Annotated in this window: 21 protein-coding genes; 7 read left to right on the forward strand and 14 right to left on the reverse strand. The window is 48.4% G+C overall.

Going from position 1 to position 25030, the window contains the following annotated elements; translation table 11 throughout:
• Positions 1-356: 356 nt before the first annotated feature.
• Positions 357-926, forward strand: coding sequence for a hypothetical protein (locus MED92_RS04115; RefSeq protein WP_007020234.1), 570 nt, complete (start codon positions 357-359; stop codon positions 924-926).
• A gap of 123 nt (positions 927-1049) precedes the next feature.
• Complete coding sequence (locus tag MED92_RS19305) at positions 1050-1175, forward strand: hypothetical protein (protein ID WP_007020235.1); 126 nt, start codon at positions 1050-1052, stop codon at positions 1173-1175.
• A 217-nt stretch (positions 1176-1392) separates the two neighbouring features.
• On the opposite strand, the gene MED92_RS04120 is transcribed toward MED92_RS19305, so the two are convergent.
• The 3 genes from MED92_RS04120 to pdxR all read right to left on the reverse strand — a co-directional run bounded on the left by MED92_RS04120 (position 1393) and on the right by pdxR (position 5171).
• On the reverse strand, positions 1393-2781 hold the full coding sequence (locus tag MED92_RS04120; protein ID WP_040662090.1) for an aminotransferase family protein: 1389 nt from the start codon (positions 2779-2781) through the stop codon (positions 1393-1395).
• A 13-nt stretch (positions 2782-2794) separates the two neighbouring features.
• The gene (locus MED92_RS04125; protein ID WP_050764119.1) at positions 2795-3589 is read right to left on the reverse strand and encodes a sulfite exporter TauE/SafE family protein; all 795 of its coding nucleotides are present in this window, start codon (positions 3587-3589) and stop codon (positions 2795-2797) included.
• A gap of 115 nt (positions 3590-3704) precedes the next feature.
• Positions 3705-5171, reverse strand: coding sequence for a MocR-like pyridoxine biosynthesis transcription factor PdxR (gene pdxR / locus MED92_RS04130; RefSeq protein WP_007020238.1), 1467 nt, complete (start codon positions 5169-5171; stop codon positions 3705-3707).
• 161 nt (positions 5172-5332) lie between these two features.
• Here pdxR and tauA point away from each other — a divergent pair, with 161 nt between their 5' ends.
• The 3 genes from tauA to MED92_RS04145 are packed head-to-tail and all read left to right on the forward strand — an operon-like array spanning position 5333 to position 8164.
• Positions 5333-6340, forward strand: coding sequence for a taurine ABC transporter substrate-binding protein (gene tauA, locus MED92_RS04135; RefSeq protein ID WP_007020239.1), 1008 nt, complete (start codon positions 5333-5335; stop codon positions 6338-6340).
• Positions 6341-6389: 49 nt separating this feature from the next.
• Positions 6390-7238, forward strand: a complete 849-nt coding sequence (locus MED92_RS04140; protein ID WP_007020240.1) for a taurine ABC transporter ATP-binding protein — start codon at positions 6390-6392, stop codon at positions 7236-7238.
• Complete coding sequence (locus tag MED92_RS04145; RefSeq protein ID WP_007020241.1) at positions 7238-8164, forward strand: ABC transporter permease subunit; 927 nt, start codon at positions 7238-7240, stop codon at positions 8162-8164. Before MED92_RS04140 ends, MED92_RS04145 begins: the two co-directional genes overlap by 1 nt.
• 57 nt (positions 8165-8221) lie before the next feature.
• On the opposite strand, the gene MED92_RS04150 is transcribed toward MED92_RS04145, so the two are convergent.
• Positions 8222-8938, reverse strand: coding sequence for a YebC/PmpR family DNA-binding transcriptional regulator (locus tag MED92_RS04150; protein WP_007020242.1), 717 nt, complete (start codon positions 8936-8938; stop codon positions 8222-8224).
• A gap of 76 nt (positions 8939-9014) precedes the next feature.
• Positions 9015-9176, reverse strand: a complete 162-nt coding sequence (locus tag MED92_RS18940; RefSeq protein WP_007020243.1) for a hypothetical protein — start codon at positions 9174-9176, stop codon at positions 9015-9017.
• Positions 9177-9257: 81 nt separating this feature from the next.
• On the opposite strand from MED92_RS18940, the gene MED92_RS04155 reads away from it, so the two are divergent.
• Both MED92_RS04155 and MED92_RS04160 read left to right on the forward strand, forming a co-directional pair.
• Positions 9258-10442: a YHYH protein gene (locus tag MED92_RS04155; RefSeq protein ID WP_007020244.1), complete on the forward strand. Its 1185-nt coding sequence runs from the start codon at positions 9258-9260 to the stop codon at positions 10440-10442.
• Positions 10443-10563: 121 nt separating this feature from the next.
• Complete coding sequence (locus MED92_RS04160) at positions 10564-12525, forward strand: RecQ family ATP-dependent DNA helicase (RefSeq protein ID WP_007020245.1); 1962 nt, start codon at positions 10564-10566, stop codon at positions 12523-12525.
• Here MED92_RS04160 and MED92_RS04165 read toward each other — a convergent pair.
• The 9 genes from MED92_RS04165 to MED92_RS04205 form a co-directional block, all read right to left on the reverse strand.
• Positions 12522-14669 (reverse strand): putative bifunctional diguanylate cyclase/phosphodiesterase, encoded by a 2148-nt coding sequence (locus MED92_RS04165; protein ID WP_007020246.1) that lies wholly within the window; start codon positions 14667-14669, stop codon positions 12522-12524. The two genes, MED92_RS04160 and MED92_RS04165, sit on opposite strands and share 4 nt — an antisense overlap.
• A 5-nt stretch (positions 14670-14674) precedes the next feature.
• Positions 14675-16234, reverse strand: a complete 1560-nt coding sequence (locus MED92_RS04170; RefSeq protein ID WP_007020247.1) for a methyl-accepting chemotaxis protein — start codon at positions 16232-16234, stop codon at positions 14675-14677.
• A gap of 344 nt (positions 16235-16578) precedes the next feature.
• Complete coding sequence (locus MED92_RS04175) at positions 16579-18351, reverse strand: acyl-CoA dehydrogenase family protein (RefSeq protein ID WP_007020248.1); 1773 nt, start codon at positions 18349-18351, stop codon at positions 16579-16581.
• A 110-nt stretch (positions 18352-18461) separates the two neighbouring features.
• Positions 18462-19388 (reverse strand): electron transfer flavoprotein subunit alpha/FixB family protein, encoded by a 927-nt coding sequence (locus MED92_RS04180; protein WP_007020249.1) that lies wholly within the window; start codon positions 19386-19388, stop codon positions 18462-18464.
• Positions 19389-19399: 11 nt separating this feature from the next.
• Entirely contained in the window at positions 19400-20149 is a 750-nt protein-coding gene (locus MED92_RS04185; RefSeq protein ID WP_007020250.1) for an electron transfer flavoprotein subunit beta/FixA family protein, read from the reverse strand.
• A gap of 57 nt (positions 20150-20206) precedes the next feature.
• On the reverse strand, positions 20207-21856 hold the full coding sequence (locus MED92_RS04190; RefSeq protein WP_007020251.1) for an acyl-CoA synthetase: 1650 nt from the start codon (positions 21854-21856) through the stop codon (positions 20207-20209).
• Between the two features lie 10 nt (positions 21857-21866).
• Positions 21867-22796, reverse strand: coding sequence for a branched-chain amino acid ABC transporter permease (locus tag MED92_RS04195; RefSeq protein ID WP_007020252.1), 930 nt, complete (start codon positions 22794-22796; stop codon positions 21867-21869).
• A 9-nt stretch (positions 22797-22805) separates the two neighbouring features.
• On the reverse strand, positions 22806-23684 hold the full coding sequence (locus MED92_RS04200; RefSeq protein WP_007020253.1) for a branched-chain amino acid ABC transporter permease: 879 nt from the start codon (positions 23682-23684) through the stop codon (positions 22806-22808).
• Between the two features lie 97 nt (positions 23685-23781).
• Positions 23782-24990 (reverse strand): ABC transporter substrate-binding protein, encoded by a 1209-nt coding sequence (locus MED92_RS04205; protein WP_007020254.1) that lies wholly within the window; start codon positions 24988-24990, stop codon positions 23782-23784.
• Positions 24991-25030 lie beyond the last annotated feature (40 nt).

Here is a 25030-nt window from a genome sequence, read left to right on the forward strand (position 1 = left end):
TTTGTGTTTCGATATCTCGTCTTATTTACTTTAAGTCTTATCGCTCCAAACTGGATGAGGGATAAAACGCCCGATGCTAATCATTTCCATCGACGACGTTTTACTTCTGATTACAAAGCAAAAAGGAGCAAAGCTAAGTGGCTATGGATCGCTGTTCTGAGTCTAATGCTCTTGTTTCCTTACCCTCCGGCGATAGTCACCCTTTTATTGTTCACGACTTTTATTACTTTCAGTTTGATGGATGAATCAAACTGAAATCACTCTGTAACAAAGTCTCAGTAAAAGTGACATTGTTCTGTAATAAAGCCTCAGTAAAGTTCGCAGTGAAATTTATACACGAATAAAGAGGCCCTCCCATGAAAAAACTGATCGCAGGCGCTGTTGTTGCAAGCGCGATGATCGCACTGTCTGGTTGTCACACAAACCAGGCTAAACCTGAAGAAACTAAAGCAGCTGCGGCAGTTCAGATGAACAATGATGACCTTTACGAAGTGTCTCATGAAGGTCGTCACTACGTGTTTGATGATTTCGCGACTTACCAGTCTTTCCTACAGGTTGGCGAAACGTCTTACCGCAAAGTTTACATCGGTGGTGGTCCAAAGGGCGAAACGCTGGTTTTCGGCCTGACAGGCAAAGATAAGAAGAAGCTGTCTGGTATTGCTGGTATCGACATGTACAACGGCAAGCTGGAAGCTGCTGAAGAGTTCTACGGTGAGATGCGTGGTGAAGACGGCCGTCTTTACGTATTCAGCACTCTGGAAGATATGGAGGACGTTCGCACAGTAGGTGAAGCACCATATCGTTTCACTCAGATCGCTGCTGGTCCTCAAGGTCAGACTGTTGTTTTTGTTTTGAACAAAAGCAACAAGAAAAAGCAGCCAGTTGAGCTGATGGCTAAGTTCAAAGCGATGAACAATATGAAGTAATCTTCACTTCTTTAAAAAAGCCGCACGCCGAAAGGCCTGCGGCTTTTTTGTATGGGTATGTCGATACAGTCCTTTGCTAGCTGATGCGTGATAATAATGTCATCAAGTTAAGGAGGATAGGCTATGTATACTGATGTATCGGCACTGCAATTATTCTATGTGGCGTTCCTGATAGCGGGTTCTGCAGGGTCGCTGATCATTCTTCTGAAAAACCGCAAGAAAATCTGGCAAAAAATCCATCTGGATTGATCTGTTTCTGAGTTATCTGCGTATAAATTTGAACTAACTGCTTTTGCTTTTGTCCATTAACTATCCTGTAAGATGGACCGATCTTCAGCAAGCGTTTATGGGAATTGGGTTCTGTTGCTGAAAGATCTTCTTCGAGCGCTGTTTATGAAAATAAACAGCGCTTTTTTTATGTTCCAACAGAGGGTAGGGAGCAAGCGTGCCAACTCCAACGTTGTTGCTATTCGTTTGTTGTTTCCAGTTCGAAGGCTTTATCCAGAATACTGAGGATCTTATCAATATCCGCATCCGTTGCGATGAGGGCGGGGCTCATGTTGAGGATATTGTTAGCAGCAGTAAAACTGCGATTGGTTCTGCCAATGAGTAGCCCTAACGCTTTGCACCTTGCGGCAATGCCGACAGTGATGGCATCAGCAACGGGGGCTTTATTAACCGGGTCTGTTACCAGCTCGATGCCGACAAACAGGCCTTTACCTCGCACATCACCGATGATTGGGTATTTGGCTTTTAGTTTCTCAAGGCCTGCCAATAAACGTTCGCCCTGAATTCGGCAGTTATCGATCAGGCCTTCACGTTCGATAATTTCCAGATTTGCTAACGCCGCTGCAGGTCCTGCCTGACAGCCTCCATATGTGGAAATATCCCGAAAGTATCCCAGTTCATCTCCAGCTTCTTCCTGTAGAAGATCAAACACCGCTTCAGTTGTCACTGTACAGGAGATAGCGGCGTAGCCTGAGGCCACCCCTTTAGCCATGGTGACAATGTCAGGTTGGATATCAAAGTGCTGATAGCCGAACCAATTACCGGTGCGACCGATACCGCAAACGACTTCATCCATGATTAGTAGAATCTCATACTTCTTACAGGTGCGCTGAATCTCTTGCCAGTATCCTTCTGGCGGCAGAATTACCCCGCCACCGGCAGTAATCGGCTCTAAAATCACTGCCCCTACGGTATCCGGGCCCTCTTTAAGAATGACTTCTTCCATCGCTTGCGCAGCACGAACACCATAGCTTTTGTCTTCGCTCAATTCATACTGAGATTGGTATTCATGGCAATGGGGGAACTCAACGAAACCGGGTACAAAGGGACCATATTGTGCGCGACGCTGGGTCTGTCCGGTTGCGCTTAGCGCAGCGATCGTTGTGCCATGATAGTCCCTTTCACGATAAAGGATTTTTGATTTTTTACCGCCGTGATGTTTCGCAGAAATCTGACGGACCATTTTAAAGGCTTTCTCATTGGCCTCTGATCCGGAGTTAGAATAGTAGACACGACTTAGTCCGGGCATTTTTTCTAACAGGCGCTTTGCAAATTTTGTAGCCGGTACCCCTGCCATGGAACTCGCGAAAAAGTTCAGTTTGGTCAGTTGAGCGTGCATCGCGTCGGCAATTTCTTTGCGGCCATAGCCCACATTAGTCACCCATACGCCTCCAGCAGAGGCATCCAGATATTCTTTACCCTGGCTATCGCGAATGACTAAGCCTTCACCTTCAACAAACATCGGCAGGCCAGCTTCAGCCGCAGCGCCGGGGGTCAGGTGGTGCCAGACATGGGTTTTATCGTCTTGGTGTAGTTGGTCTATAACTTCGTGCATTGATTGATTCATAAGAGTCTCCAGTTCAAGACAGAATTGCCAGATGTGCATCCATCTGCACCAGATCAAAGCTGTCAAAATCGAATAAGTTGAGGTTCAGTATCAAACTGACCAGCGCCAGCAGGGCTAACATCGGTGTGACTAATGGCCGGAATGACTTAGGTTGTCTGAAGTGAAACAGTCGGTTGCCCAGATAGGCTCCGGCTAAGGCCGGCAGGATCAAAAGCACGACAGCATAAAGTACCTGAGTAGAGATCAGGCCGGTAAAACCCATCAGTAAGAGTGAAAAAATCGTACTTATGGCAAAGAAAATGATCAGTACAGAGCGCTGTTGCTGCGGGCGTAAGCTACACCCCGTCAGGTAAGCCACCAGTGGAGGGCCACCCACAGAGGCCGCAGCGGTTATGGCACCAGATACAGTGCCCATGATTATGTTTTTAACCGGACTGAGGATGCGCAGGTCTTTGGAGTGCTGTAGCGCAAGATTGATACTCATATAGAGCACCAGCACGCTGGTGGCCACTTTGATCCACAGTTCTGGCATCCAGATTAATACCAGCAGGCCCAGTGGAGCGCCGATGATAGCTCCCGATGCTAGCTGCTTTAAAAGGGATCTGTCAGCGTGTTGAATGGCTTGAGGTATCAGCCAGCAACCACAGATCAGATCGATTAGCAGAATAACCGGAACACTAACTTGCGGGGGCCATAGCAGATTAAGACCGATAATCGCGAAAGCGGCAAAACCAAAACCCGTGTATGCGCGGATAACTGACGCGCAAAAGATAAGCGGTATGGCATATTCAATATTTTGGGTAATCACAGTTCTGCCCGTTGTTAAATTAGCATTCACCAAAGTGATGTGTTGCTAACTAACTTAGTGGGCAGAGCGCTTTTTCCCTTAGTGCCAGATATAAACCTTTATGAGTCCAGAGAGGTTAGCAGTGATCAATGACTTCACTCAGCGCTTTGATGCCAGGCTCGATTTTATGGGCTGCAATCGCCGAAAAGCCTAGTCTGAAATAGTGGCTTGGAGGGCTTTCGCGAAGGAAATGGCTTGCACCAGGTTCGATCAAAATGCTTTTTCTACTGGCTTGCCAGGAGAGCTTTTCAGTGTCGATCTCTTTAAATGCTTCAAGCCAAACCGAGCTTGAACCGTTGCTGATGGGGGTGGTGATCATCGATGGCAGATATTCTTCTAAGGCGGCGCTCATTCGTTTCTCTTTCTGTGTGTAGAGTGCGCGAATCTTTCGAAGGTATGCTTCATAGTGCCCCTGTGACAGAAACAGCGCGACTTGTCTTTGGTTTATTGTGGGTGGGTGCCGATACATTAATCGGCGAAGGGCCCTTATTTCAGCGATCAGCTCTTCGTCTGCAACCATATAGCCGAGCCTTAACCCTGGAGAGATCGATTTTGACAAGCTGCCGGTGTAGATCACCCGCTGGTCCCGGTCCATCGCTTTTAATGCGGGTATGGGGTTGTTTTGTACGTTGATCTCACTGTCATAGTCATCTTCAATCAGAACAATGTCCTGTTCTTTTGCCATCGTCAGTAAACGCTGCCTCCTTTCTGCCGAAAGCTCTACACCGGTCGGAACCTGGTGGCTGGGAGTGACGTACAGGTAATCACAATCGTGAAGCCTTTCATCCAGCACAATGCCTTGTTGGTCAACTGGCTGGAGCTTTATATTCGCACCGAAACTGGAAAAGATATTGAAAGCATCCCGAAAGCCAGGGTCTTCAAGGCCAATAGTGGTTGCTGAGTTACATAATAGGTTTGCTAAAAGGTACAACGAATTCTGAGTGCCAATGGTAATAATTATTTCACTGCTGTCAGCGTAGATTCCCCGTCGTGGAAGTATATGGGTTCTGAGCTGTTCGATGAGCATAGGATCATCACTGTCGACCTGATCATTGATCCAGTAATGGGCCCAGTTGCCGGAAAGCGCTTTACGCGAACATTGGCGCCACTCCTTGAGAGGGAAAAAATCATTCTGTATCTGTCCGTAGATAAACGGGTATTCGAAACTGGACCAGTCGTTGGGTTTAACAATGTTGGTATCTGAACTAGGCCGGATCGAAAAACGGTTTTGCCATTGGGGAGGATGGGTTTGCTCTTCCGGTTCTATATTGGTGCGAAGCTGTTCACTGCGGTGATAAAGTGGTGCAATGAAGTAACCCCGACGTGCTTCTGACACCAAATAGCCTGCGTCCACCATACCCTCGTAGATCAGCGATACGGTATTCCTGGAAACCCCTAAGACCTCAGACAGCTTGCGGGACGAGGGCAGGGGCTCTCTGATAGGTAAGAACCCCCCTAAAATCAGGTTGATCAGATGCTCTTTGATCTGATCCTGAAGCGTGCGTTCTGCATCAAATTCGATGTTTAAAAGCTGTTCAGCCATCCATTTATTTCCTGATAGGCACAATGATTGCTCATGTTTAAAGCAAGATCAGAACCAGATTGATCATCTGGACCAATCTTGTGAATGAACTGGCTCTATCTGTTAGTTCAGTCTGGCTTCTAAGGTGAATTACAGATTTCACCACTACTTCAGGAGTTCTTATGAAAAGTCGTTTTAACAAAACAGCTGGTGCTGTTATTTCAGGCCTACTTTTTTCCGCGACCGCTATGGCTGAAACAGTCACCATTGGTTATCAGGGAATGATGAACCCATGGAAACATGTGATTGCTGAGAAACAGCTGGAAGCGGCAACGGGTATTGATATCGAATGGCGTCGCTTTGATTCTGGCGCGAAAGTTATTACTGCCATGGCATCTGGTGATGTTGATATTGCAACAGCAGGTTCCAGCCCGATCGCAGCAGCCATCAGTCGCGGTGTTGATATTGAGCTGGTATGGATTCTGGAAAACATTAATGAAGCCGAAGCATTGGTGGTTAAAGGCAGCAGCAATATCAAATCACCTCAGGATCTGAAAGGTAAAACCCTTGGTGTTCCATTTGTATCAACAACACACTTCCACACTCTATTTGCGCTAGAGCAGTTTGGCCTGAGTGAGAAAGACGTCAAAGTGCTTAACATGCAGCCTAATGCGATCTCAGCGGCGTGGAGCCGCGGCGATATTGACGCGGCCTTTATCTGGGATCCGGTTCTGGGAAAAATCAAAGAAGATGGGAAAGTGCTGATCAGCTCGGGTGAACTGAGCCGTTGGGGTAAAGCGACCTTTGATGGCATGGTTGTCAGCAAAGAGTATGGTGCTAAAAACCCGGAGTTTGTCTCTAAACTAATCAAACTAATGGCTACAGCTGATGGTGAATACCTGAGCCAGAAAGCCGATTTCAATGCCGATTCTCCTATGGCTAAGAGCATTGCAAAAATGACCGGTGGTGATGTTAATACCGTTCCGGGCGTTCTGGCGCTGTATGAGTTCCCAACACTGGATCAGCAGCTGAGCTGCAGCTGGTTGGGTTGTGGTAAAGACGGTGGTGCAGCTAAAGCACTTGCGTTCACATCAGAGTTCCTGAAAGAGCAGGGCAAAATTCCAAAACTTCAGGCGGATTATGGTCTGTTTGTTAACCCTTCTTTCGCAACCGCTGCGGCAAAACTTTAACCACTGAGATCATAGCCGGCAGCCATGCTGCCGGCGACAGGGGGAGCTTATGAACAGGCTACAGATAAATGATGTTTCCGTTATCTACCCGGGGATGAACGGAGGAGAGCCAGTGCGTGCACTGTCTGATATTAACTTTACGATTGAACCGGGGGAGTTTGTTGTAGCGCTGGGGGCTTCAGGTTGCGGTAAAACCACTCTGCTCAGTTTGATGGCCGGCTTTATCCAGCCGTCAGCAGGCTACCTAACCCTGGGAGAACATGACAATGTTGAGGGCTTACCTCGTGTTGCATGCGGTATGGATCTGAATGACCAGATCACTGGCCCCGGACAGGATCGCGGCGTTGTATTTCAGAAGCACGCACTTTTGCCCTGGTTGAACGTTGTTGAGAATACCGAATTTGGGCTTAAGTTACAGGGTGTTTCTAAGGCAGAGCGCCATGAGCGTGCGGCACATTTTCTCAAGTTGGTAGGCCTTGAAGATTTCCATCAGCATCCGGTTTATCAGCTTTCCGGGGGGATGCAGCAGCGTGTTGGTATTGCTCGCGCATTAACGAATGACCCTAAGATGTTACTGCTGGATGAGCCTTTGGGCGCGTTGGATGCGCTGACCCGCGAAGTCCTGCAGGAATTGCTGTTAGACGTATGGAAAGAAACGCAGAAGATGATGTTCTTCATTACGCACAGCGTTGAAGAAGCCCTATTTATGGCTTCCCGATTAATTATCATGTCACCGCGCCCGGGAAGAATTACCCATGAGTTTAAACTGGATTTTAATGAAAAATTCCTCGAATGCCGGGATGCGCGCAAAGTGAAGTCCCTGCCTGAATTTATTGAGATGAGGGAAAAAGTGTTGGCGATCATTCATGGTGATGAACAGGAAGGGGGGATGCACTAATGAATGTTATCAATCAGGATGCTGCGATTGTCGCTTCAGAAAGTGTTGAGTCTGCGGTGGAGCAGGCTAAGCCGGTAATGAAGCCGCTTAAACCACTTCAGCGTTTTAAAGCGCTTTTTGCCGCAGGCCCAGTAAAACCAGGTGATGCTTTTGGTGCGCCGGGGCAGGGCAAAAGCACTATGATTTCGGTAGTGACAAGTATTAGCTTGTTGCTGTTATGGGCGGTTAGTACTGAACTTGGCTGGATTAAACCGCTGTTTTTGCCATCGCCTTTCGATGTGGTTGCGAGGTTTTGGGAGGTTGCAACCGAAGGCTTTGCCAACGCGACCTTACTGGAGCACACCGGCTGGAGTATGTTCCGTGTATTCAGTGCGTTTGCACTGGCGATGTTAACCGCGATCCCTATCGGTATTTTTATGGGGGTTAATCGTATCGCACGCGGTTTGTTTGACCCTATTATCGAGTTTTATCGACCGCTGCCACCACTGGCTTACTTGCCATTGGTCATTATCTGGTTGGGTATCGGTGAAGTATCTAAAGTGGTTTTGATCTATCTGGCAATCTTTGCTCCGATGGCTCTGAGTGCCAGAGCGGGTGTTAAGTCAGTTGCTATTGAACAGATCCATGCCGCTTACTCAATGGGTGCAAGTCGTTGGCAGGTAACCCGTCATATCATCATGAAAAGTGCACTACCTGAGATTTTGACCGGTATGCGCATTGGCATTGGATTTGGCTGGACTACGCTGGTGGCCGCTGAGATGGTCGCGGCTCAGGCCGGGTTAGGATTCATGGTATTGAATGCTGCCGAGTTCCTTGTGACCGATGTGGTGATTATGGGCATCGTGGTGATTGGCATTATTGCTTATCTGTTTGATTTGCTCATGCGCTGGCTGGAACGAAAGCTTGTGCCTTGGAAAGGTAAGTAGATATCACACTACACATAAAAAAACCGGCAGATGCCGGTTTTTTTTATCTGTGAAATATTAAATTTCAGCGCTGTGGTAGATGTTCTGAACATCATCCAGGTCATTTAACATGTCGATGAATTTCTCGAACATCGGCATATCTTCTTCAGACACAGGGGACATGTTGTGAGGAACGAACTGGATCTCATCCACATCCAGGTCCAGCCCTTCGATATTGTCCTGAAGTGCTTTCTTCGCCTTAAAGTAATCCGTATGAGGCGCAAATACGGTGATCTTGCCGTCTTCACACTCAATGTCGGTTACATCAACATCTTCCATCATCAGGGCTTCCAGCACAGCATCTTCATCTTCGCCATTGAAGACAAAAATCGCACTGTGATCGAACATGTGGCTTACGCTGCCCTGAGAACCGATTTTGCACTTGGTTTTGTTAAAGCAGTTACGTACGTCACCAAAAGTACGGTTTGGATTATCTGTCAGGCACTCAACAATCACCATGCAGCCGCCTGGACCAAATCCTTCATATCGAGCTTCAGAGAAATCTTCGCCGCCACCGCCTTTGGCCTTATCCAGCGCTTTGTCGATAACGTGTGCAGGAACCTGGGCTTTCTTAGCGCGCTCAATTAAGCCCGCCAACGCCAGGTTACCTTCAACTTCGATGCCACCGGATTTAGCTGTTACATAGATTTCACGGCTGAATTTACTGTAAACCTTAGCCTTGGCATCAGATGTTTTTGCCATCGACTCTTTACGGTTTTGATAGGCTCGACCCATTACGATATTCCATACACTTGATAAAGGAACAAAATTCTAACGTTTCTGACTTAAGCTGAAAACCCGCATTAGGGCTCTAATCGGCACTAATAACCTGGTTTAGGCCTCTATCTTTAGCTAAATAGAGTTTTTCATCCGCTTTTACCAGAAGTTCATCAAACAGCTGCAAAGATGTGTCGACATCTAACCCTACGCCCAGGGTGATCTTGATCAGTGGTGAAAACCCATATGTTTTCATTTCTTCACACTATCTCCCTAATTTGTGCAAAATCCTAGTATATAGTTTGGGTTATTAAAACGGCGACAATGAGAAGAAATTATGAATTCCGCGAAAAGCGCAGGTCTGATCTTACTGCTGATAGCATCGCAAGTATCCGCTCATGACAGCAGACTGCCAGAGGGAACTGACTGGCAGGGGCACGAGGCTGAAGAGTCTACTTGGTTACAAACACTTCAGAACTTTGTGATCAACCCTGCTGAAGCGGCGGCTCGTATCAGTATTGAAGGAAACTACCGTGTCATTCGCTCTGATGGGAAACCTGATCATTCAACGGGGAGGTTCCCGAACCGAAACAACCCCAATAGTATCCAGGCACGCAGTAAAACTTATCGAGTTGCAGCTAACCCTGTATATAAAAAGCAGACTTACGCTCTGGGGTTGTGGCCATTTGGGGTTGCGATTAATGGTGTCCCTTTTGATCCGGGCGCAGCGGAATTCTGGCGCCGGGATCGCAATTCCGGCTGGCAGTATGAGGCTTTAGGCGGTGCGGTAAACCTTGGGGTCGATCGGAATAATGCCCATGTTCAACCGGATGGAACTTATCATTACCATGGAATACCTTTCGGTTTACTTGAGCAGTTTAATCATGACAGTGGTCCTGCGCTGCTTGGTTATGCTGCCGATGGATTCCCGATTTATGGGCCCTTAGGTTACAGCAATCCTGATGATATGAACTCCAGGTTAGTCGAGCTAAGAAGTAGCTACCAGGTCAAACAGGGGAACCGTAATGGTGGCCCAGGTGGTCGTTATGATGGTTCTTTTGTGCAGGATTATGGTTATCTCGAGGGGCTTGGTGATCTGGACGATTGCAATGGTCGGTTTGGTGTGACCCCTGATTACCCTGAGGGTACTTATTATTATGTCTTAACAGGTCAATTCCCGTTTATTCCCCGTTGTTTCCATGGTGAACCAGACCGCAGTTTTATGCGCGGTGGTCCGGGGGGAATGGGAAATCCCGGGATGATGGGAGGTGGCAGAGCGGGAGATATGCAAGGAATGGGTGGTCGAAATGGCCCGCCTGGTCGCGGAGGTTTTTCGGCCCAGCCTTCTCAGATTAATAGGGGCGGACCAATGGGCGGTGGACCTCCTGAAGAAGCCTTCACAGCTTGCATAGGACGAACCGAGGGGGAGGCCGTGAGCTTTGACACGCCCCATGGGCATACAGTGAAGGGGCGTTGTGAGCAATTTAATGATGGCAGACTGTTTGCCATACCTGAAAGATAACAATGCTTAATCAGATGAACTCTCTGGCTTAGCACTTTGCTTTGCTAAGCTGGGTTCACGTATAGTGAGCGGGTCTTTTATCTCTACACCGTTAAACGGATTTAACGTTGAGGAATTATAAATGGATCTGAATCAGTCACTTCAGCAAACTTTTGGGTTTGACCAGTTTCGCGAAGGGCAGGAGTCGGTTGTACAGCAATTGCTGGATGGTCACTCCTCCCTGGCAATTTTCCCGACAGGTGCAGGGAAATCGCTCTGTTATCAATTTACTGCCCTGCACCTTCCCAATCTAACTTTGGTGGTATCACCCTTACTGGCCTTGATGAAAGATCAGTTAGCCTTCCTGAAAGAGAAGGGGATCGCAGCTGCCAGTATTGATTCAACGCTGACACCTGATGAAAACAGACAGGTGATGGCAGATATACGCTCGGGGAAAATAAAAATTCTGATGATCTCGGTGGAACGTTTTAAGAATGAACGTTTCCGGGAATTTATTCGCTCTGTGCCGGTATCTATGTTGGTTGTGGATGAAGCCCACTGTATCTCTGAGTGGGGGCATAATTTCAGGCCGGATTACTTAAAGCTTCCGAGCTACCGCAATGAACTGAATATTCCACTGGTATTGTTACTTACCGCAACAGCTACCCGTAAAGTAAAGCGCGATATGGCTGAGCGTTTTGCAATTAAACCAGAATCTGTCGTGCAGACAGGGTTTTATCGAAGCAATCTGGATATTCGTGTTTTGCCGGTCGCTGACAAAAACAGGGACCAGTTACTGTTATCCCAGATAATGCAGCAGAGCACATCTGAAGTTAACCCAGTGTCAGGCATTGTTTATGTAACACTGCAGCAAACGGCCGAACAGGTTGCTGGCTTTTTGCAGCAGCAGGGCGTCCATGCCGTTGCTTATCATGCAGGGTTGGATAATGACCTTCGCCGCAAGATTCAAAATGATTTTATGTCTGGAACAACCCCGGTTGTTGTGGCAACGATCGCTTTTGGCATGGGCATTGATAAGTCAGATGTCCGCTTTGTTATTCACTATGATCTGCCTAAATCGATCGAAAACTATAGCCAGGAGATCGGGCGGGCAGGCAGAGATGGAAATCTGTCACGCTGTATTACCTTAGCCAGTCTGGATGGGATCAATACGGTAGAAAATTTTATCTATGGTGATACCCCGGAACCGAGTGCAATCGAATATGTTCTGAAGAGTATTCTGGAGGAACAGTCTGACAGCCAATGGGAACTGCAGATAAACACCCTGGCGAATAGTGCCAACATTCGCCAGCTTCCTCTGAAAACCTTGTTGGTTCAGCTAGAGTTAATGGGGGTAATAACGCCGCTTTATTCCTACTTTGCGGATTTTAAATATAAGTTTGTTGTTGATAAGGACGCGGTGTTAAACCGCTTTCAGGGAGAGCGGAGCGCTTTTATTGAAGCGATTATCCAGCATACCGATTTTAAGCGTGTTTGGGGCACTTTAGATTTCGAGAGTTTATATCAGCAATATGGGTGTGATCGTCAGCGAGTTGTCGCTGCTATGGATTATCTTCATGAGGAGAATCTGATTGTCCTTGAGACCAAGAAGATAACGGAAGTCTTTTCAGTTAACACGCAAGCATTGAATCTTGCAGATCTGGCGGAAAGGCTGAATCACTATTTTCAGGATAAAGAGAGCAAAGAGGTTGAGCGAATAGCAACCTTAGTGCGTTTCTTTGAACTGGAAAGATGTCTGACGGCTAATCTGGCGCGTTATTTTGATGATAGGGATGCGCCTGAACGCTGTGGGCATTGCTCTGCTTGCCGGGGTGAGGTTGCAAAGCTGAGTTATTCCTCATCCCCCCAACTGCCGGATGACAATCAACTCACCGAGTATCTCCGTGAATTAAATCAGCTGATGGAAGCCAAAAGTGTAGAGCCAACGGTAGGTATTCAATGCCGCTTTCTTTTGGGGATCAGTATGCCGCTCTTTACTCGGTTAAAAGCCAGACAGCTGGCAGGGTTTGCCAGCTGCGAGCAGGTGAGATTTTCCGCTGTCAAAACCAAGTTAGAGCAGCTTTCAGGTATTAGCCAGGCTTAGATAGCGTAGGGAGAGAGTTCGAGATGATTTATCTCGTCAGGGCTTAAATATGGCTGCAAGCAGTTGGCCGGCAGTGGCTTAGCCAAGAGAAACCCCTGATAGAACTGGCAGCCGCTCGCCATCAGATAGTCGAGCTGCTGCTCAGTCTCAATTCCTTCAGCCACCATCTGCATATCTAAACTGTTAGCCAGTTGAATGATGGAGTCTAATACCCGGGTATCAGCTTTGTTATCTATGTCATTGACGAAGGTACGGTCTATTTTCAGGATACTGGCCGGGAACTGGTTCAAATACGCCAGTGAGGAGTAACCGGTGCCAAAGTCATCGATTGCAATGGTAAAGCCCTCTTTGGTCAGATCTTCCAGAATACTCTTTCCGGTTTCCATCTGTTCCATTAACACAGATTCAGTCACTTCCAGATTTAACAGCTCAGGTTCAATTCCATGGAGCTTACAGTTACGATTGATCTTATCGACCAGACTGTAGTCACTGAGTTGATGGCCTGACAGGTTGATTGCAACAGGTACAACATTAAGACCTGAGGTTTTCCAGATTTTTAACTGGCGGCAGGCTTCAGTAATGACCCAGTCACCTATCTCTCGGATGAGGCCGGTTTCTTCAGCGATAGGGATAAAGCGAGCAGGAGAAATGGGGCCAAGTTCAGGGTGGCTCCAGCGCAACAGGGCTTCGAGTTTATTTAAGCGTTTGTTACGGTCAAATATTGGCTGGTAGACCAGGGATAAGCCGCTGCTTTCAATGGCATTTCTTAACTGGTTTTCAATTTTCAGGTTTTCTACCGATGCCTGCCTTAGTTCAGGTGTATAAACAGCAACCTGCCCCTGGGCTAGGCTTTTATTTGAGCTGGAAGCCATGGTTGCAGCATTCGCAACTTCGGCCAGAGAATCACCATGTTCAGGTGAGGTAGCGACACCGATATTAGCGGAGATCGAAATCTCCGTGTTGTTAATAGGAAACGGCCGGCTGATAACCTGACGTATCTCATGGATGAGCATATTCAGATACAGGCTGCTGGTACCGCAAAGAATAGCGATCTCATCTTTACCAATGCGGGCCATAAAGTCTTGGGAAGAGCAGGCCTCTTTTAATCTTTTTTCCACCGATTCGACGAGCGTTTCAGCAGCTTTGGCACCGTAGGTATTATGGATAGTGTTGAAGCGCTGGATATCAAGAACAATCAGCTTCGCTTTACCCTCGTTGCTCATTCTAAGCTGGTACTCGGCTTCAAGCTGTTTGATCCTGGGGATCAGTTTCATCGATGAATTGTTCTCGAGGCTATCGATGTTATAGATACGTGAAAGGTCAGACAGTGTGCCAAGGAAATGGGTCACCATACCATCGCTGTCGGTTATTTCACTGATAGTCAGATGCTGGAAGTACTCTTCGCCTTGTTTATTTCTATTCCAGAGGGTGCCTGACCAAAGCCCCGTCTTACTGATCTGATTCCACATGGATTCATACAGGTCTTTGTTAGCGTCGGAGCTTAGCTTTGAAATATGGGCACCTAGCACCTCCTGCTTAGTGTAGCCGGTAATCTCGGAGAACTGATGGTTCGCTGCCACAATGTTCAGATTGATATCGGTGATCACCGCCCCACTGGATAGTTGGTCAATGTTATCGTTGATTCTGCGAAAACGATTATGTCGCTCAACTAATTCAGTCTCCAGAAAGCGGATTAAAAACCGGCCATCATGCTGTTGGTTCAGGTTTGGCGTGCAGTGCAGGGTAATACCCGCCAACTTTTCGTTGGCTGTGCTGACAAGGCTAAAAGTTTTGCTTTGCTTAAAGCCCAGCGCCAGCTCAGCGTGGATCTCTTCCGGAAGGTGATGGAACAGGCTTTTAAGTTTATGGGCTTTAGCATCAGCCGGGAGAGTCAAAAAATCACGGGCAGACTTATTGATTGCCAGTATCTGATCCTCTGTACAGAGCAAAGTCGGTACCGATTCATTATCGAGTAGCTCTTCCAGTTCCGAAGAGATTTTAACAACCAGCCCGCGAGACCTTCCCAGTTTAACTTCGTACCACAACGGGATCAGCAGTAGCGCCAGCATAAAGACGGTACTGAGCATAGTCAGATAATTCAGGGCTGCGGGGGACAGCCCTGATACAACTTCATACTGCATCATCAGACCTATGCAGCAAATGTTTTCATCAGAGAATTGAGATCTTTAACCAGTACTTTGAGGTTGTCGCATGCATGGTTGGTTTTTTCGGCCGCATCCATATTGGAGCTAGCGACATTGCGAATACTCAGGATACTGTTGCTGATCTCATCGGATACCGCGCTTTGTTGCTCGGAGGCGCTGGCAACCTGTAAACAGCGATCAGAAACCTCAGTCATAGCGTGAGATACCTGATCAAAAGAGTTGCTTGCTTCATTAGCTAGCTGAATGCCTTTGTTTGCTTGCTCCGAGCAGCGATCCATCGCTTCCGCCGTTTGTTCAACCTGCTTCTGAATGGTATCGATGGTTGTACGAATCTCGCTAGTTGAGGATTGAGTTCTCTGTGCCAGTGTTCGCACTTCATCGGCAACAACGGCGAAGCCTCTGCCCTGATCGCCTGCGCGAGCAGCTTCTATTGCAGCATTTAAAGCCAGCAGGTTAGTCTGCTCTGCAATATCATTGATGATATTGATGATCTGCTCGATCGAATGAGCCTGTTGTTTTAGTTCATCAGAGGAAGCCGATGCAACCTGAACATCGTCAACCAGTTCAGAAATGCTTTCCAGCATAACGTGGATATTGTTCTTACCCTGATCTGCTAGATCAGATGCGTGCTGAGTGGCAGATGAGGTTTGTGCGGTGTTGTCAGCAATATCATGTGCGGTTGCCGACATCTGTGTAGCAGCACTTGCCAGCATATCACTCTCAGCATTCTGCTGGTGGATACCGCTGGTAGTTTGGCTAACCGCATCGTCGGTTTCATGCATGACATCGTTGAGGGTTTCGATGCTGTCTTCTACACGGCCTATCACGGTTCTCAGGCGAGCCTGCATCATGCGAGTGGCCAGTTCAACGGAACCTTGTTCATGCATGTTGTCAGCCATCACTAATTGAGCAAGTGGGTTGGCATAGATCTGATCTGCGGAATCACCGATCTTATTCAGGTTCTGCGTATAGCGGTAGATTGAGAAGATAGACACTGCAAAAACCGCAAGCATAGACAGATACTGAACGATCGGGCCAAAAGGTAGCAAAGTAGCAGCTGCGATCAGCACACCCATGAGGGCAGAGATCATCAGAATGCGTGCAGCAAGGCTTTGGCTTTTAACCTGCTTGGGTGGTGCAGTTCTGAGCTTTGAGTAGACTTTTTCCGCTCGTTCAATCTGGTATTCAGTAGGGCGGGTGCGAACAGACTGATAGCCCGTTTTAGCACCGTTTTCGCCATAGATCGGCATCACATAAGCTTGAACCCAGTAATGGTCGCCGTTTTTACAACGGTTTTTAACCATGCCCATCCACGGCTGATCATCTTTCATATGCTGCCACAGATCTTTAAAGGCAGCAGAGGGCATATCGGGGTGGCGGACAATATTATGGTGTTGTCCAATAAGCTCTTCCTGGGTGAACCCGGCTACGTCGCAAAACTCAGGGTTCGCATAGGTAATGATTCCCTGAGTATCAGTGGTTGATATCAGGCGAACATGTTCGGGGTATTTGTGCTCAACCCCTGTGGTATGAGTGCTTTTCATAAATGTTCTCCAGTATTTATCTATTTCTGGAGCGACATTTTTTATTTTTATATTGGTCGCAATCCCTTGGCCTGTCATCGGTCTTGACCGTACATTCGGTCGGCCTTTTAATGATCAATAGTTTCCGTACTTAATGTTTCCAGATTATTACAAAAAATTATATTGCACTGCAATAACCCTAAAGCACTAAATGATTTGATTTGGATCAGTATTGGCTAATTTAGCTATTTCTGTTTTGGGTGCTTATGGCAGAAAAAAGCCCTCATAAAGAGGGCAAAAGGCGATTAAGCCAAAGGGGTCATCCTGACCCCCGGAGTGGTACACCACCATCGTGAATTAGGGGGTTAAAGCTGCTCAATATCGATTGAGAATGTCTTACCCAGTCCGGTGCGGATCGTGGCTGAATGCTGGTCCACACGAGGTAAATAGTGATCAGCGAAGAACGCCGAAGTTGCAATTTTGGCGCTGAGGAATGCTTCGCCATACGCGTTATCTTCGGCCTTTAGCTGGTCGGCTTTCAGAGCACTCTGAGCGAGCAACCAGCCACCGACCAGATAACCCATCATCATCAGGTTATCGAAGCTTACAGCGCCCATCAGCTGTTTATCTGAAGGCGCATTCTCAAGGATGTAGTTGCTTGCTGCAGTTGCAGCATTCAGGGATTGATTTAGTTGCACGCCAAGCTCTTGTAGCTCCGCTGTAGAACTACTGGTCAACAGCTCCACCGTTGAGCGGATATCAGTTTGCAACTGAGCCAGTGCAGCACCTTTATCAAACAGGGTTTTACGACCGATAAGGTCGAGTGCCTGAATACCCGTGGTACCTTCATAAATTGGCAGAATACGCGCATCGCGATAGTGTTGGGCTGCACCGGTTTCCTCAATAAAGCCCATACCGCCGTGCACCTGAATGTTTAAAGACGTGATCTCTTGCGCAAGCTCAGTCATCCAGCCTTTAACGATCGGGGTGTAAAGCTCAACACGGGTTTTACTTTCGGCGTCACCATGATGTGTGCGGTCGATGTCAGCAGCGGCACTCAGTGCCAGTGCCCGCATCGCTTCGTTACCTGATTTCATCGCCATCAGCATGCGGCGTACATCAGGGTGATTGATGATGGCGATCTTGCTGCCATCCGGGTTACTGCCCTGGAGACGCTCCTGGCTGTACTCCAATGCCTGCTGATAAGCTCGCTCCGAGATGGATAAGCCTTGCAGGCCAACCGACTGGCGAGCATGGTTCATCATGGTGAACATATAGCTCAGGCCTTTGTTTGGTTCGCCGATCAGATAACCGGTCGCACCGCCATTATCGCCAAAGCTCATCACGCAAGTTGGGCTGCCATGGATACCCAGTTTGTGCTCCAGAGAAACACAGCTGACATCATTTAATGCACCAGGCTGGCCTTGCTCATCGAGAAGGTATTTCGGCACGATAAACAGAGAGATCCCTTTCACACCTGCGGGCGCATCAGGAAGTCGAGCGAGCACCAAGTGCACAATATTAGAGGCCATCTGATGATCGCCCCAGGTAATAAAGATCTTTTGACCGCTGATTTTATAAGTATCGCCGTCGGGCATTGCCTTGGCAGAAACAGCCGCAAGATCAGAACCGGCGTTAGGCTCAGTCAGGTTCATGGTGCCTGTCCACTCACCGCTGATCAATTGTGGCAGGTATTGTGTCTTAAGTTCGTCACTACCATGGGCAATCAGTGCTTCTACGGCGCCCTGGCTTAGTAGAGGGCAAAGTCCAAACCCCATATTGGCAGAGTGCCATAGTTCGTTAACGGCTGTTCCTAAAACATTAGGCAGAGCCTGACCACCAAACTCTTCAGGGCCGGTCAGGGTTGCCCAGCCGTTTTCTACATATTGCTGGTAGGCATCTGCGAAACCTGCTGTCTCTGTTACCGCGCCTTCAGATACTGTTGCGCCGTTTTGATCGCCAACGCTGTTAAGCGGTGCCAGAACATCCGCAGCGAGTTTACCGGCTTCCTCTACTACAACGTTCACCAGCTCCATATTAGCTTCTTGCAGATCCAGAGATTCACACAGTGAATCGAAGCCTACCAGTTGATCTAAAACGAAACCGGTATCTTTAAGGGGTGGATTATAGGTACTCATATCTATCTCGCACTTTCTATCAGGCTGACGCACATGGCTTAACGGTCAGCAGGAACAAATATTTAAAAAGACGGGCAGGAGGGTGTAGAGCCTCCTGCCCGCAGAAGGAGCTACAGTTGTTTTTGTAGCTCTGGCATCACGTCAAACAGATCAGCGACAAGGCCATAGTCTGCGACGGAGAAAATGGGTGCTTCTTCATCTTTGTTGATCGCAACGATCACTTTGGAATCTTTCATACCGGCCAGATGTTGAATGGCGCCGGAGATTCCAACAGCAATATAAAGTTCAGGTGCGACGATCTTGCCTGTTTGCCCCACCTGCATGTCATTTGGTACAAAGCCAGCATCAACCGCTGCTCGGGATGCGCCAACTGCTGCGCCTAATTTATCTGCGACTTGTTCCAGCAGGGTGAAGTTCTCACCGTTACCCATTCCGCGTCCGCCTGAGATGATAATTTCAGCAGAGGTGAGTTCAGGCCGGTCTGATTCAGCGACAACTTCTTCAACGAAAGCGGAGAGTTTGCAATCGCAAGAGATGTTCAGCTCGCTGATTTCAGATGATGGACCATTTCCAGCCGGTTCGAAGGCTGTCGAGCGAACACTGATCACTTTAATTGCGTCCAGAGATTCAACCGTCGCGATAGCGTTACCTGCATAGATAGGGCGCTGGAAGGTATTCTCAGATTCAACAGCGGTAATATCAGAGATCTGAGCGACATCAAGAAGTGCGGCTACACGTGGCAGGAAGTTCTTACCTGACGTCGTCGCAGGTACTACGATGTGGCTGTAATCCTTACCAATTTCAGCCACCAGTTTGCCCATGTTTTCTGCTAACTGATGTTCATAAGCCAGGTCGTCGGAAAGCAGTACCCGGTTAATTCCAGCAATTTCAGAGGCGGCAACAGCAACCGCTTTACAGTTGCTCCCAGCAACCAGAAGGTGCAATTCATCACCCATCTGCGTTGCGGCGGTTACTGCATTACGGGTGGCAGTTTTCAGCGTGCGATTATCGTGTTCAGCAATGATCAAAATAGCCATGGTGTGCCCCCTTAAAGTACTTTTGCTTCGTTTTTCAGTTTCTCGACCAGCTCATCTACGCTAGCCACTTTAATACCCGCTTGGCGTTCCGCAGGAGGAGTAACTTTCAGTAGCTTAGTGTGAGCTTTCAGCTCAACACCCAGTTCAGCGGGCGTCTTAACATCAAGCGGCTTACGTTTTGCTTTCATGATGTTTGGCAGGGATGCGTAACGGGGTTCGTTCAAGCGCAGGTCCGTCGTAACGATGGCAGGCATATTCAATTCAACCGTTTGCAAACCACCGTCGACTTCACGGGTCACGTTGACTTTATCGCCGTCAATTTTAACTTCAGACGCAAAAGTCCCCTGAGGCATATCGGTGAGTGCTGCGAGCATCTGACCGGTCTGGTTGTTATCTGAATCGATCGCCTGTTTGCCCATAATCACCAGGCCTGGCTGCTCTTCTTCGATCACTTTTGCCAGCAGTTTGGCAACATTCAGTGATTCAGGCATCTCTTCAGTTTCAACCTGGATACCGCGGTCCGCACCTAAAGCCAACGCCGTACGAATCTGCTCCTGGCAAGGCTTAGGACCAATAGACACCACCACGACTTCAGAGGCTGTGCCTGCTTCTTTCAGGCGAACCGCTTCTTCTACCGCGATTTCACAAAATGGGTTCAGAGCCATTTTTACATTGGCCAGATCTACATCGGTGTTGTCCGACTTAACACGTACTTTGACGTTGTAGTCGATAACACGTTTTACGCTTACCAGTATTTTCATCATTTTGCTCCCGGTCCCCGAAGCTTATGCTTCGGGGCTTTCACTCTGTTTTTATATTTATGCGTCCTGCTCGACACCGTTAGCACGGTCACGAAGGAGGAACTTCTGAATTTTTCCGGTAGATGTTTTTGGCAGGTCGCCGAAAACAATATCTTTTGGTGCCTTGAAGTGGGCCATATGCTCACGACAGAAATCGATAATCTCTTTCTCAGTGATATCGCGATCTGAACCCTCTTTCAGCGCGACAAATGCGCAAGGTGTTTCGCCCCATTTCTCATGGTTTTTAGCAACCACGGCAGCTTCCTGAACCAATGGATGGCGGTAAAGTACATCTTCTACTTCAATAGAGGAGATGTTCTCACCCCCTGAAATGATGATGTCTTTAGAGCGGTCCTTGATCTCGATATAGCCGTCTTCATGCCATACCGCCAGGTCACCTGAGTGAAACCAGCCGCCTTCGAATGACTTCTCGGTGGTATCAGGGTTCTTCAGGTAGCCTTTCATCACCAGGTTCCCCTGCATGAAGATCTCACCCATGGTTTCGCCATCTTTTGGTACCGGCTTCATAGTCACAGGATCTGCAACCATAAGACCGTCTAGCATAGGTGCACGTACACCCTGGCGGGCTTTCAGCCGTGCTTTGTCGTCCAGAGATTTTTCATCCCACTCGTCGTGCCATGCACAGACAACGGAAGGTCCATAGGTCTCGGTCAGACCATAAACGTGGGTTACGCTGAAGCCCAAAGACTCCATGCCCGCGATAACTGCGGCGGGTGGCGCAGCGCCTGCCGTCATCACTTTAACCTGATGCTCAATGCCAGTCTTCAGTTCATCGTCAGCCGAGTTCAGCATATTCAGTACGATTGGCGCACCGCAGAAGTAACCGACTTTTTCCCGCTTAATCGCATTGAAAATATCGTCGGCACGTACGTGACGCAGGCAAACGTTAACTCCGGCCATCGCGGCAATTGTCCATGGGAAACACCAGCCGTTGCAGTGGAACATCGGTAGCGTCCATAGGTAGACAGCGTGCTGGTCCATACCCCAGGAAATAGAGTTACTGATCGCATTCAGGTAAGCGCCACGGTGGTGGTAAACCACCCCTTTAGGATTACCTGTGGTGCCGGATGTGTAGTTCAGAGTGATAGCGTTCCACTCATCTGCAACTTTATGCGGAACGAAGTGTTCATCCCCTGTGGCGAGAAAGTCATCGTATTTCGTTTCTCCGATGAACTCACCCTCGCTCCAGTAGGGATCATCAATATCGATCACGAAAGGCTTCTCATCCAGCAGCTCTAGCGCACCTTTCACTACAGAACTGAACTCACGATCGGTGATCAGCACTTTGCTTTCCGCGTGTTTCAGGATGAAAGCAACCGCTTCAGAATCCAGACGGATATTGATTGAGTTAAGTACCGCGCCACACATAGGTACAGCAAAATGAGCTTCAAAATGCTCAGCCAGGTTGGGTGCCATGATAGACACCGCATCACCTGGGTTTACACCTTTAGCGCGCAGTGCGCTGGCAAACTGCTTACAACGCGTATAGGTCTCAGCCCAGGTGCGACGAACATCACCGTGTACAGTCGCGATCCGGTTCGGATAAACACTGGCTGCACGCTCGATAAATGTGATCGGTGTCAGCGCGGAGTAGTTAGCCTGGTTCTGATCAAGATCAGTTTCGAAGGCAGAAATAGGAGTATTCATCTGTGTTCCCTCAGCTAAAGTTGTCGCGTTTAAACTTCATCAACTGGCCAACGATGCCACTGCGGAAACTCAGTACGCAGATGACAAATACAACGCCCATAATGATGTGAATGTAGTTACCCAGCTCACCACCTGACAGGTAGTTCTGCATCGTTACGATAAAACCTGCACCAATGACCGGGCCGAAGATGGTTCCAACACCGCCTACCAGCGTCATCAGAATGACTTCGCCGGACATATGCCAGTGCACGTCAGTCAGGGAAGCCAACTGGAAAACCAGTGTTTTTGTCGAGCCAGCCAGCGCAGCCAGAGCCGCAGAGATAACAAAGGCGATCCACTTATATCGGTTAACGTCATAGCCCAGAGAGGTTGCACGGTCTTCGTTGTCACGGATTGCTTTTAGAATCTGACCAAACGGTGAGTGAACCGTACGGTTGATGACCCAGTAGCCGAAGACAAAAATCGCCAGTACGAAGTAGTACATGGTCAGGTTGTCGCTCAGGTCGATCAGACCGAAGGCTTCACCACGTGGCACACCTTGCATACCATCTTCACCGTTAGTGAATGGCGCCTGCAGGTAGATAAAGAACACCAATTGGGCAAGAGCCAGGGTTACCATCGCGAAGTAGATACCTTCACGTTTAACGGCCAGTTTTCCGAATAGGGCACCCAGGGCCGCGCCAGCAGCTGTGCCTGTCAGAATGGCGAGCTCAGGTGTCAGGCCGCTATTAATCATCAGATGACCGGTGATATAGCCACCGGTGCCAAGGAACGCTGCATGGCCAAAAGATAGCAAGCCAACAAAGCCCAGTAGCAGGTTGAATGCACAAGCGAACAGGGCAAAGCAAAGTACTTTAGCCAGGAATACCGGGTAAAGAACTGAAGGTGCCAGCAGTGCCAATACCAGAAGGAATAGATTTAGCTTTTGATTATTAGTCATGGGATTCTCCTAAGCCTCTTTACCGAACAGGCCCGCAGGCTTAAGCAGCAGAACGATCACCATCACCAGGAAGATGACAGTTGTAGATGCTTCGGGGTAAAAATACTTGGTCAGGCCTTCGACAACGCCCATCCCCAAACCGGTAAGGATGGCACCACCTATGGAGCCCATACCACCGATTACCACGATGGCAAATACGACAATCAGAATATTGGAACCCATATCGGGCGAAACTGAGTAAACAGGGGCGGCCATGACTCCGGCAAAACCGGCCAGCGCTACACCAAAGCCAAACGTCAGAGTTACGATCAATGGAACGTTGATACCAAATGCCTGCATTAGCTGTGGATTCTCAGTACCGGCACGCAGATAAGCGCCCAGTTTGGTTTTCTCGATCATGTACCAAGTACCAAAGCAGACAGCGACGGAAGCGATGATGATCCAGGCGCGGTAGTTTGGTAGGTACATAAATGGCAGACGGTTACCGCCTTTGAGCTCTTCAGGGATCGCATAAGACAGACCGGAAGAACCGAACATATGGGTAAACGCACCCTGGATAATCAGCGCCAGACCAAAGGTCAGCAGCAGGCTGTATAGGTGGTCTTCGTTAGCAATGGGGCGGATCAGGAAACGCTCCATCAGGATGCCGACCAAACCGACACAGACAGGCACGATAATCAGTGCCGCCCAGTAATTGATACCCATATATTTCAGCGCCAGAAACGCGATGAAGGCACCCAGCATATAGAGTGCGCCCTGGGCAAAGTTAATGATTTTCAGAAGGCCGAAAATAATCGCCAATCCTAAACTCAGTAGAGCATAGAATGAGCCGTTGATCAGTCCGACCAGTAACTGGCCGAACAAGGCAAAGAGGTTAATATCGAACATAGGACATCTACCGTTTTTTCTTATTCGAAGTGATGTTAAAGCGGAGCAGGGTAGCCAAAGGCTACTCCTGCTGCTTTATGCCAAGGTTCTTTCGCGATTAAGAGAAGTTGCACTGTGGCAGCATTGGGCTGAACGCTTCGTTGCCCGGAATCACGCTGATCACTTTGTAGATGTCGTTCTTATCTTTACGCTCTTCAGATTTCTTAATCTCTACAGACAACATGTCGTGAACCATACGGCCGTCGGCACGTAGCTCAGCATTACGAGAGAAGAAGTCTTCAGGCTTAGTCGCTTTCATCTTCTTAATGACAACAGCCGCATCTTCAGTGCCTGATGCTTCAACAGCGTTCAGGTAATGAGTCGTTGCAGAGTAAACACCCGCGTGGATCATGCTAGGAATTGAACCGTGACGCTCTTCGAAGCGCTGGCTCCAGTCACGTGCTTTGTCATCCATATCCCAGTAGAAACCTGTTGTCAGACGCATGCCGCCGGCCACAGCCGGGTCCATCGCTTGTGCGTTCTGGGTGAATACCAGAAGACCAGCAACGTCCATCATCTCAGTCAGACCGAACTCAGTTGCTGTTTTCAGTGCGTTTACTGTGTCGTTACCTGCGTTAGCCAAAGCAACTACGTCAGCACCGGATGCCTGTGCCTGAAGTACGTAAGAGGAGAAATCAGTCGTGCCCAGTGGTGCGCGGATCGTACCGACAACTTCACCACCGTTCTCGTTGATGACTTTAGAGGCTACACCTTCCAGTGCGTGACCGAAGCTGTAGTCAGCTGTGATGAAGAACCACTTCTTCTTACCCGCCTGAACCATTGGCTTAACGGTACCGTTTGCCAGCGCAACCACGTTGTATGTCCAGTGAACGTTGAATGGGTTACAGCTCTTAGTTGTAAAAGTGTTAGACGCAGAACCAGAGATCAGGGTTAGCTTTTTAGCGTTCAGGTTAACTTTAGAAACCGCACCGGATACCGCAGAAGATACCAGGCCGCCAATCGCATCAACGCCATCAGCTTCAACCCACTGACGTGCGATAGAAGATGCGATATCAGGCTTTAACTGAGAATCAGCCGTCACCAGTTCAATAGGCTGCCCCAGCGCTTTACCGCCGAAATCTTCGATAGCCATTTCAGCTGCGGTTACACAACCACGACCACAGATATCTGCATAAACACCACCCATATCGGCCAGGATACCTAGCTTTACTTTGCCGTCTGATTCAGCCATTACCGAAGTCGCTGCAGTGGCTGCGATAACACCGGAAACTAATGCTGCTGTAAGTGATTTGTTAAACGTTTTCATATTCTCTAACTCCGCTCAGCGAGTCTGGTCTTCGCCAGAC

The sequence above is a fragment of the Neptuniibacter caesariensis genome (genome assembly GCF_000153345.1).
GTDB classification, from domain to species: domain Bacteria; phylum Pseudomonadota; class Gammaproteobacteria; order Pseudomonadales; family Balneatricaceae; genus Neptuniibacter; species Neptuniibacter caesariensis.

What these genes read in the sequence shown, in the direction of transcription:
- MED92_RS04115 (WP_007020234.1), top strand. Translation starts at nt 357, where the DNA reads ATGAAAAAACTGATCGCAGGCGCTGTTGTTGCAAGCGCGATGATCGCA.
- MED92_RS19305 (WP_007020235.1), top strand. Translation starts at nt 1,050, where the DNA reads ATGTATACTGATGTATCGGCACTGCAATTATTCTATGTGGCGTTCCTG.
- MED92_RS04120 (WP_040662090.1), bottom strand. Translation starts at nt 2,781, where the DNA reads ATGAATCAATCAATGCACGAAGTTATAGACCAACTACACCAAGACGAT.
- pdxR (WP_007020238.1), bottom strand. Translation starts at nt 5,171, where the DNA reads ATGGCTGAACAGCTTTTAAACATCGAATTTGATGCAGAACGCACGCTT.
- tauA (WP_007020239.1), top strand. Translation starts at nt 5,333, where the DNA reads ATGAAAAGTCGTTTTAACAAAACAGCTGGTGCTGTTATTTCAGGCCTA.
- MED92_RS04140 (WP_007020240.1), top strand. Translation starts at nt 6,390, where the DNA reads ATGAACAGGCTACAGATAAATGATGTTTCCGTTATCTACCCGGGGATG.
- MED92_RS04145 (WP_007020241.1), top strand. Translation starts at nt 7,238, where the DNA reads ATGAATGTTATCAATCAGGATGCTGCGATTGTCGCTTCAGAAAGTGTT.
- MED92_RS04150 (WP_007020242.1), bottom strand. Translation starts at nt 8,938, where the DNA reads ATGGGTCGAGCCTATCAAAACCGTAAAGAGTCGATGGCAAAAACATCT.
- MED92_RS18940 (WP_007020243.1), bottom strand. Translation starts at nt 9,176, where the DNA reads ATGAAAACATATGGGTTTTCACCACTGATCAAGATCACCCTGGGCGTA.
- MED92_RS04155 (WP_007020244.1), top strand. Translation starts at nt 9,258, where the DNA reads ATGAATTCCGCGAAAAGCGCAGGTCTGATCTTACTGCTGATAGCATCG.
- MED92_RS04160 (WP_007020245.1), top strand. Translation starts at nt 10,564, where the DNA reads ATGGATCTGAATCAGTCACTTCAGCAAACTTTTGGGTTTGACCAGTTT.
- MED92_RS04165 (WP_007020246.1), bottom strand. Translation starts at nt 14,669, where the DNA reads ATGATGCAGTATGAAGTTGTATCAGGGCTGTCCCCCGCAGCCCTGAAT.
- MED92_RS04170 (WP_007020247.1), bottom strand. Translation starts at nt 16,234, where the DNA reads ATGAAAAGCACTCATACCACAGGGGTTGAGCACAAATACCCCGAACAT.
- MED92_RS04175 (WP_007020248.1), bottom strand. Translation starts at nt 18,351, where the DNA reads ATGAGTACCTATAATCCACCCCTTAAAGATACCGGTTTCGTTTTAGAT.
- MED92_RS04180 (WP_007020249.1), bottom strand. Translation starts at nt 19,388, where the DNA reads ATGGCTATTTTGATCATTGCTGAACACGATAATCGCACGCTGAAAACT.
- MED92_RS04185 (WP_007020250.1), bottom strand. Translation starts at nt 20,149, where the DNA reads ATGAAAATACTGGTAAGCGTAAAACGTGTTATCGACTACAACGTCAAA.
- MED92_RS04190 (WP_007020251.1), bottom strand. Translation starts at nt 21,856, where the DNA reads ATGAATACTCCTATTTCTGCCTTCGAAACTGATCTTGATCAGAACCAG.
- MED92_RS04195 (WP_007020252.1), bottom strand. Translation starts at nt 22,796, where the DNA reads ATGACTAATAATCAAAAGCTAAATCTATTCCTTCTGGTATTGGCACTG.
- MED92_RS04200 (WP_007020253.1), bottom strand. Translation starts at nt 23,684, where the DNA reads ATGTTCGATATTAACCTCTTTGCCTTGTTCGGCCAGTTACTGGTCGGA.
- MED92_RS04205 (WP_007020254.1), bottom strand. Translation starts at nt 24,990, where the DNA reads ATGAAAACGTTTAACAAATCACTTACAGCAGCATTAGTTTCCGGTGTT.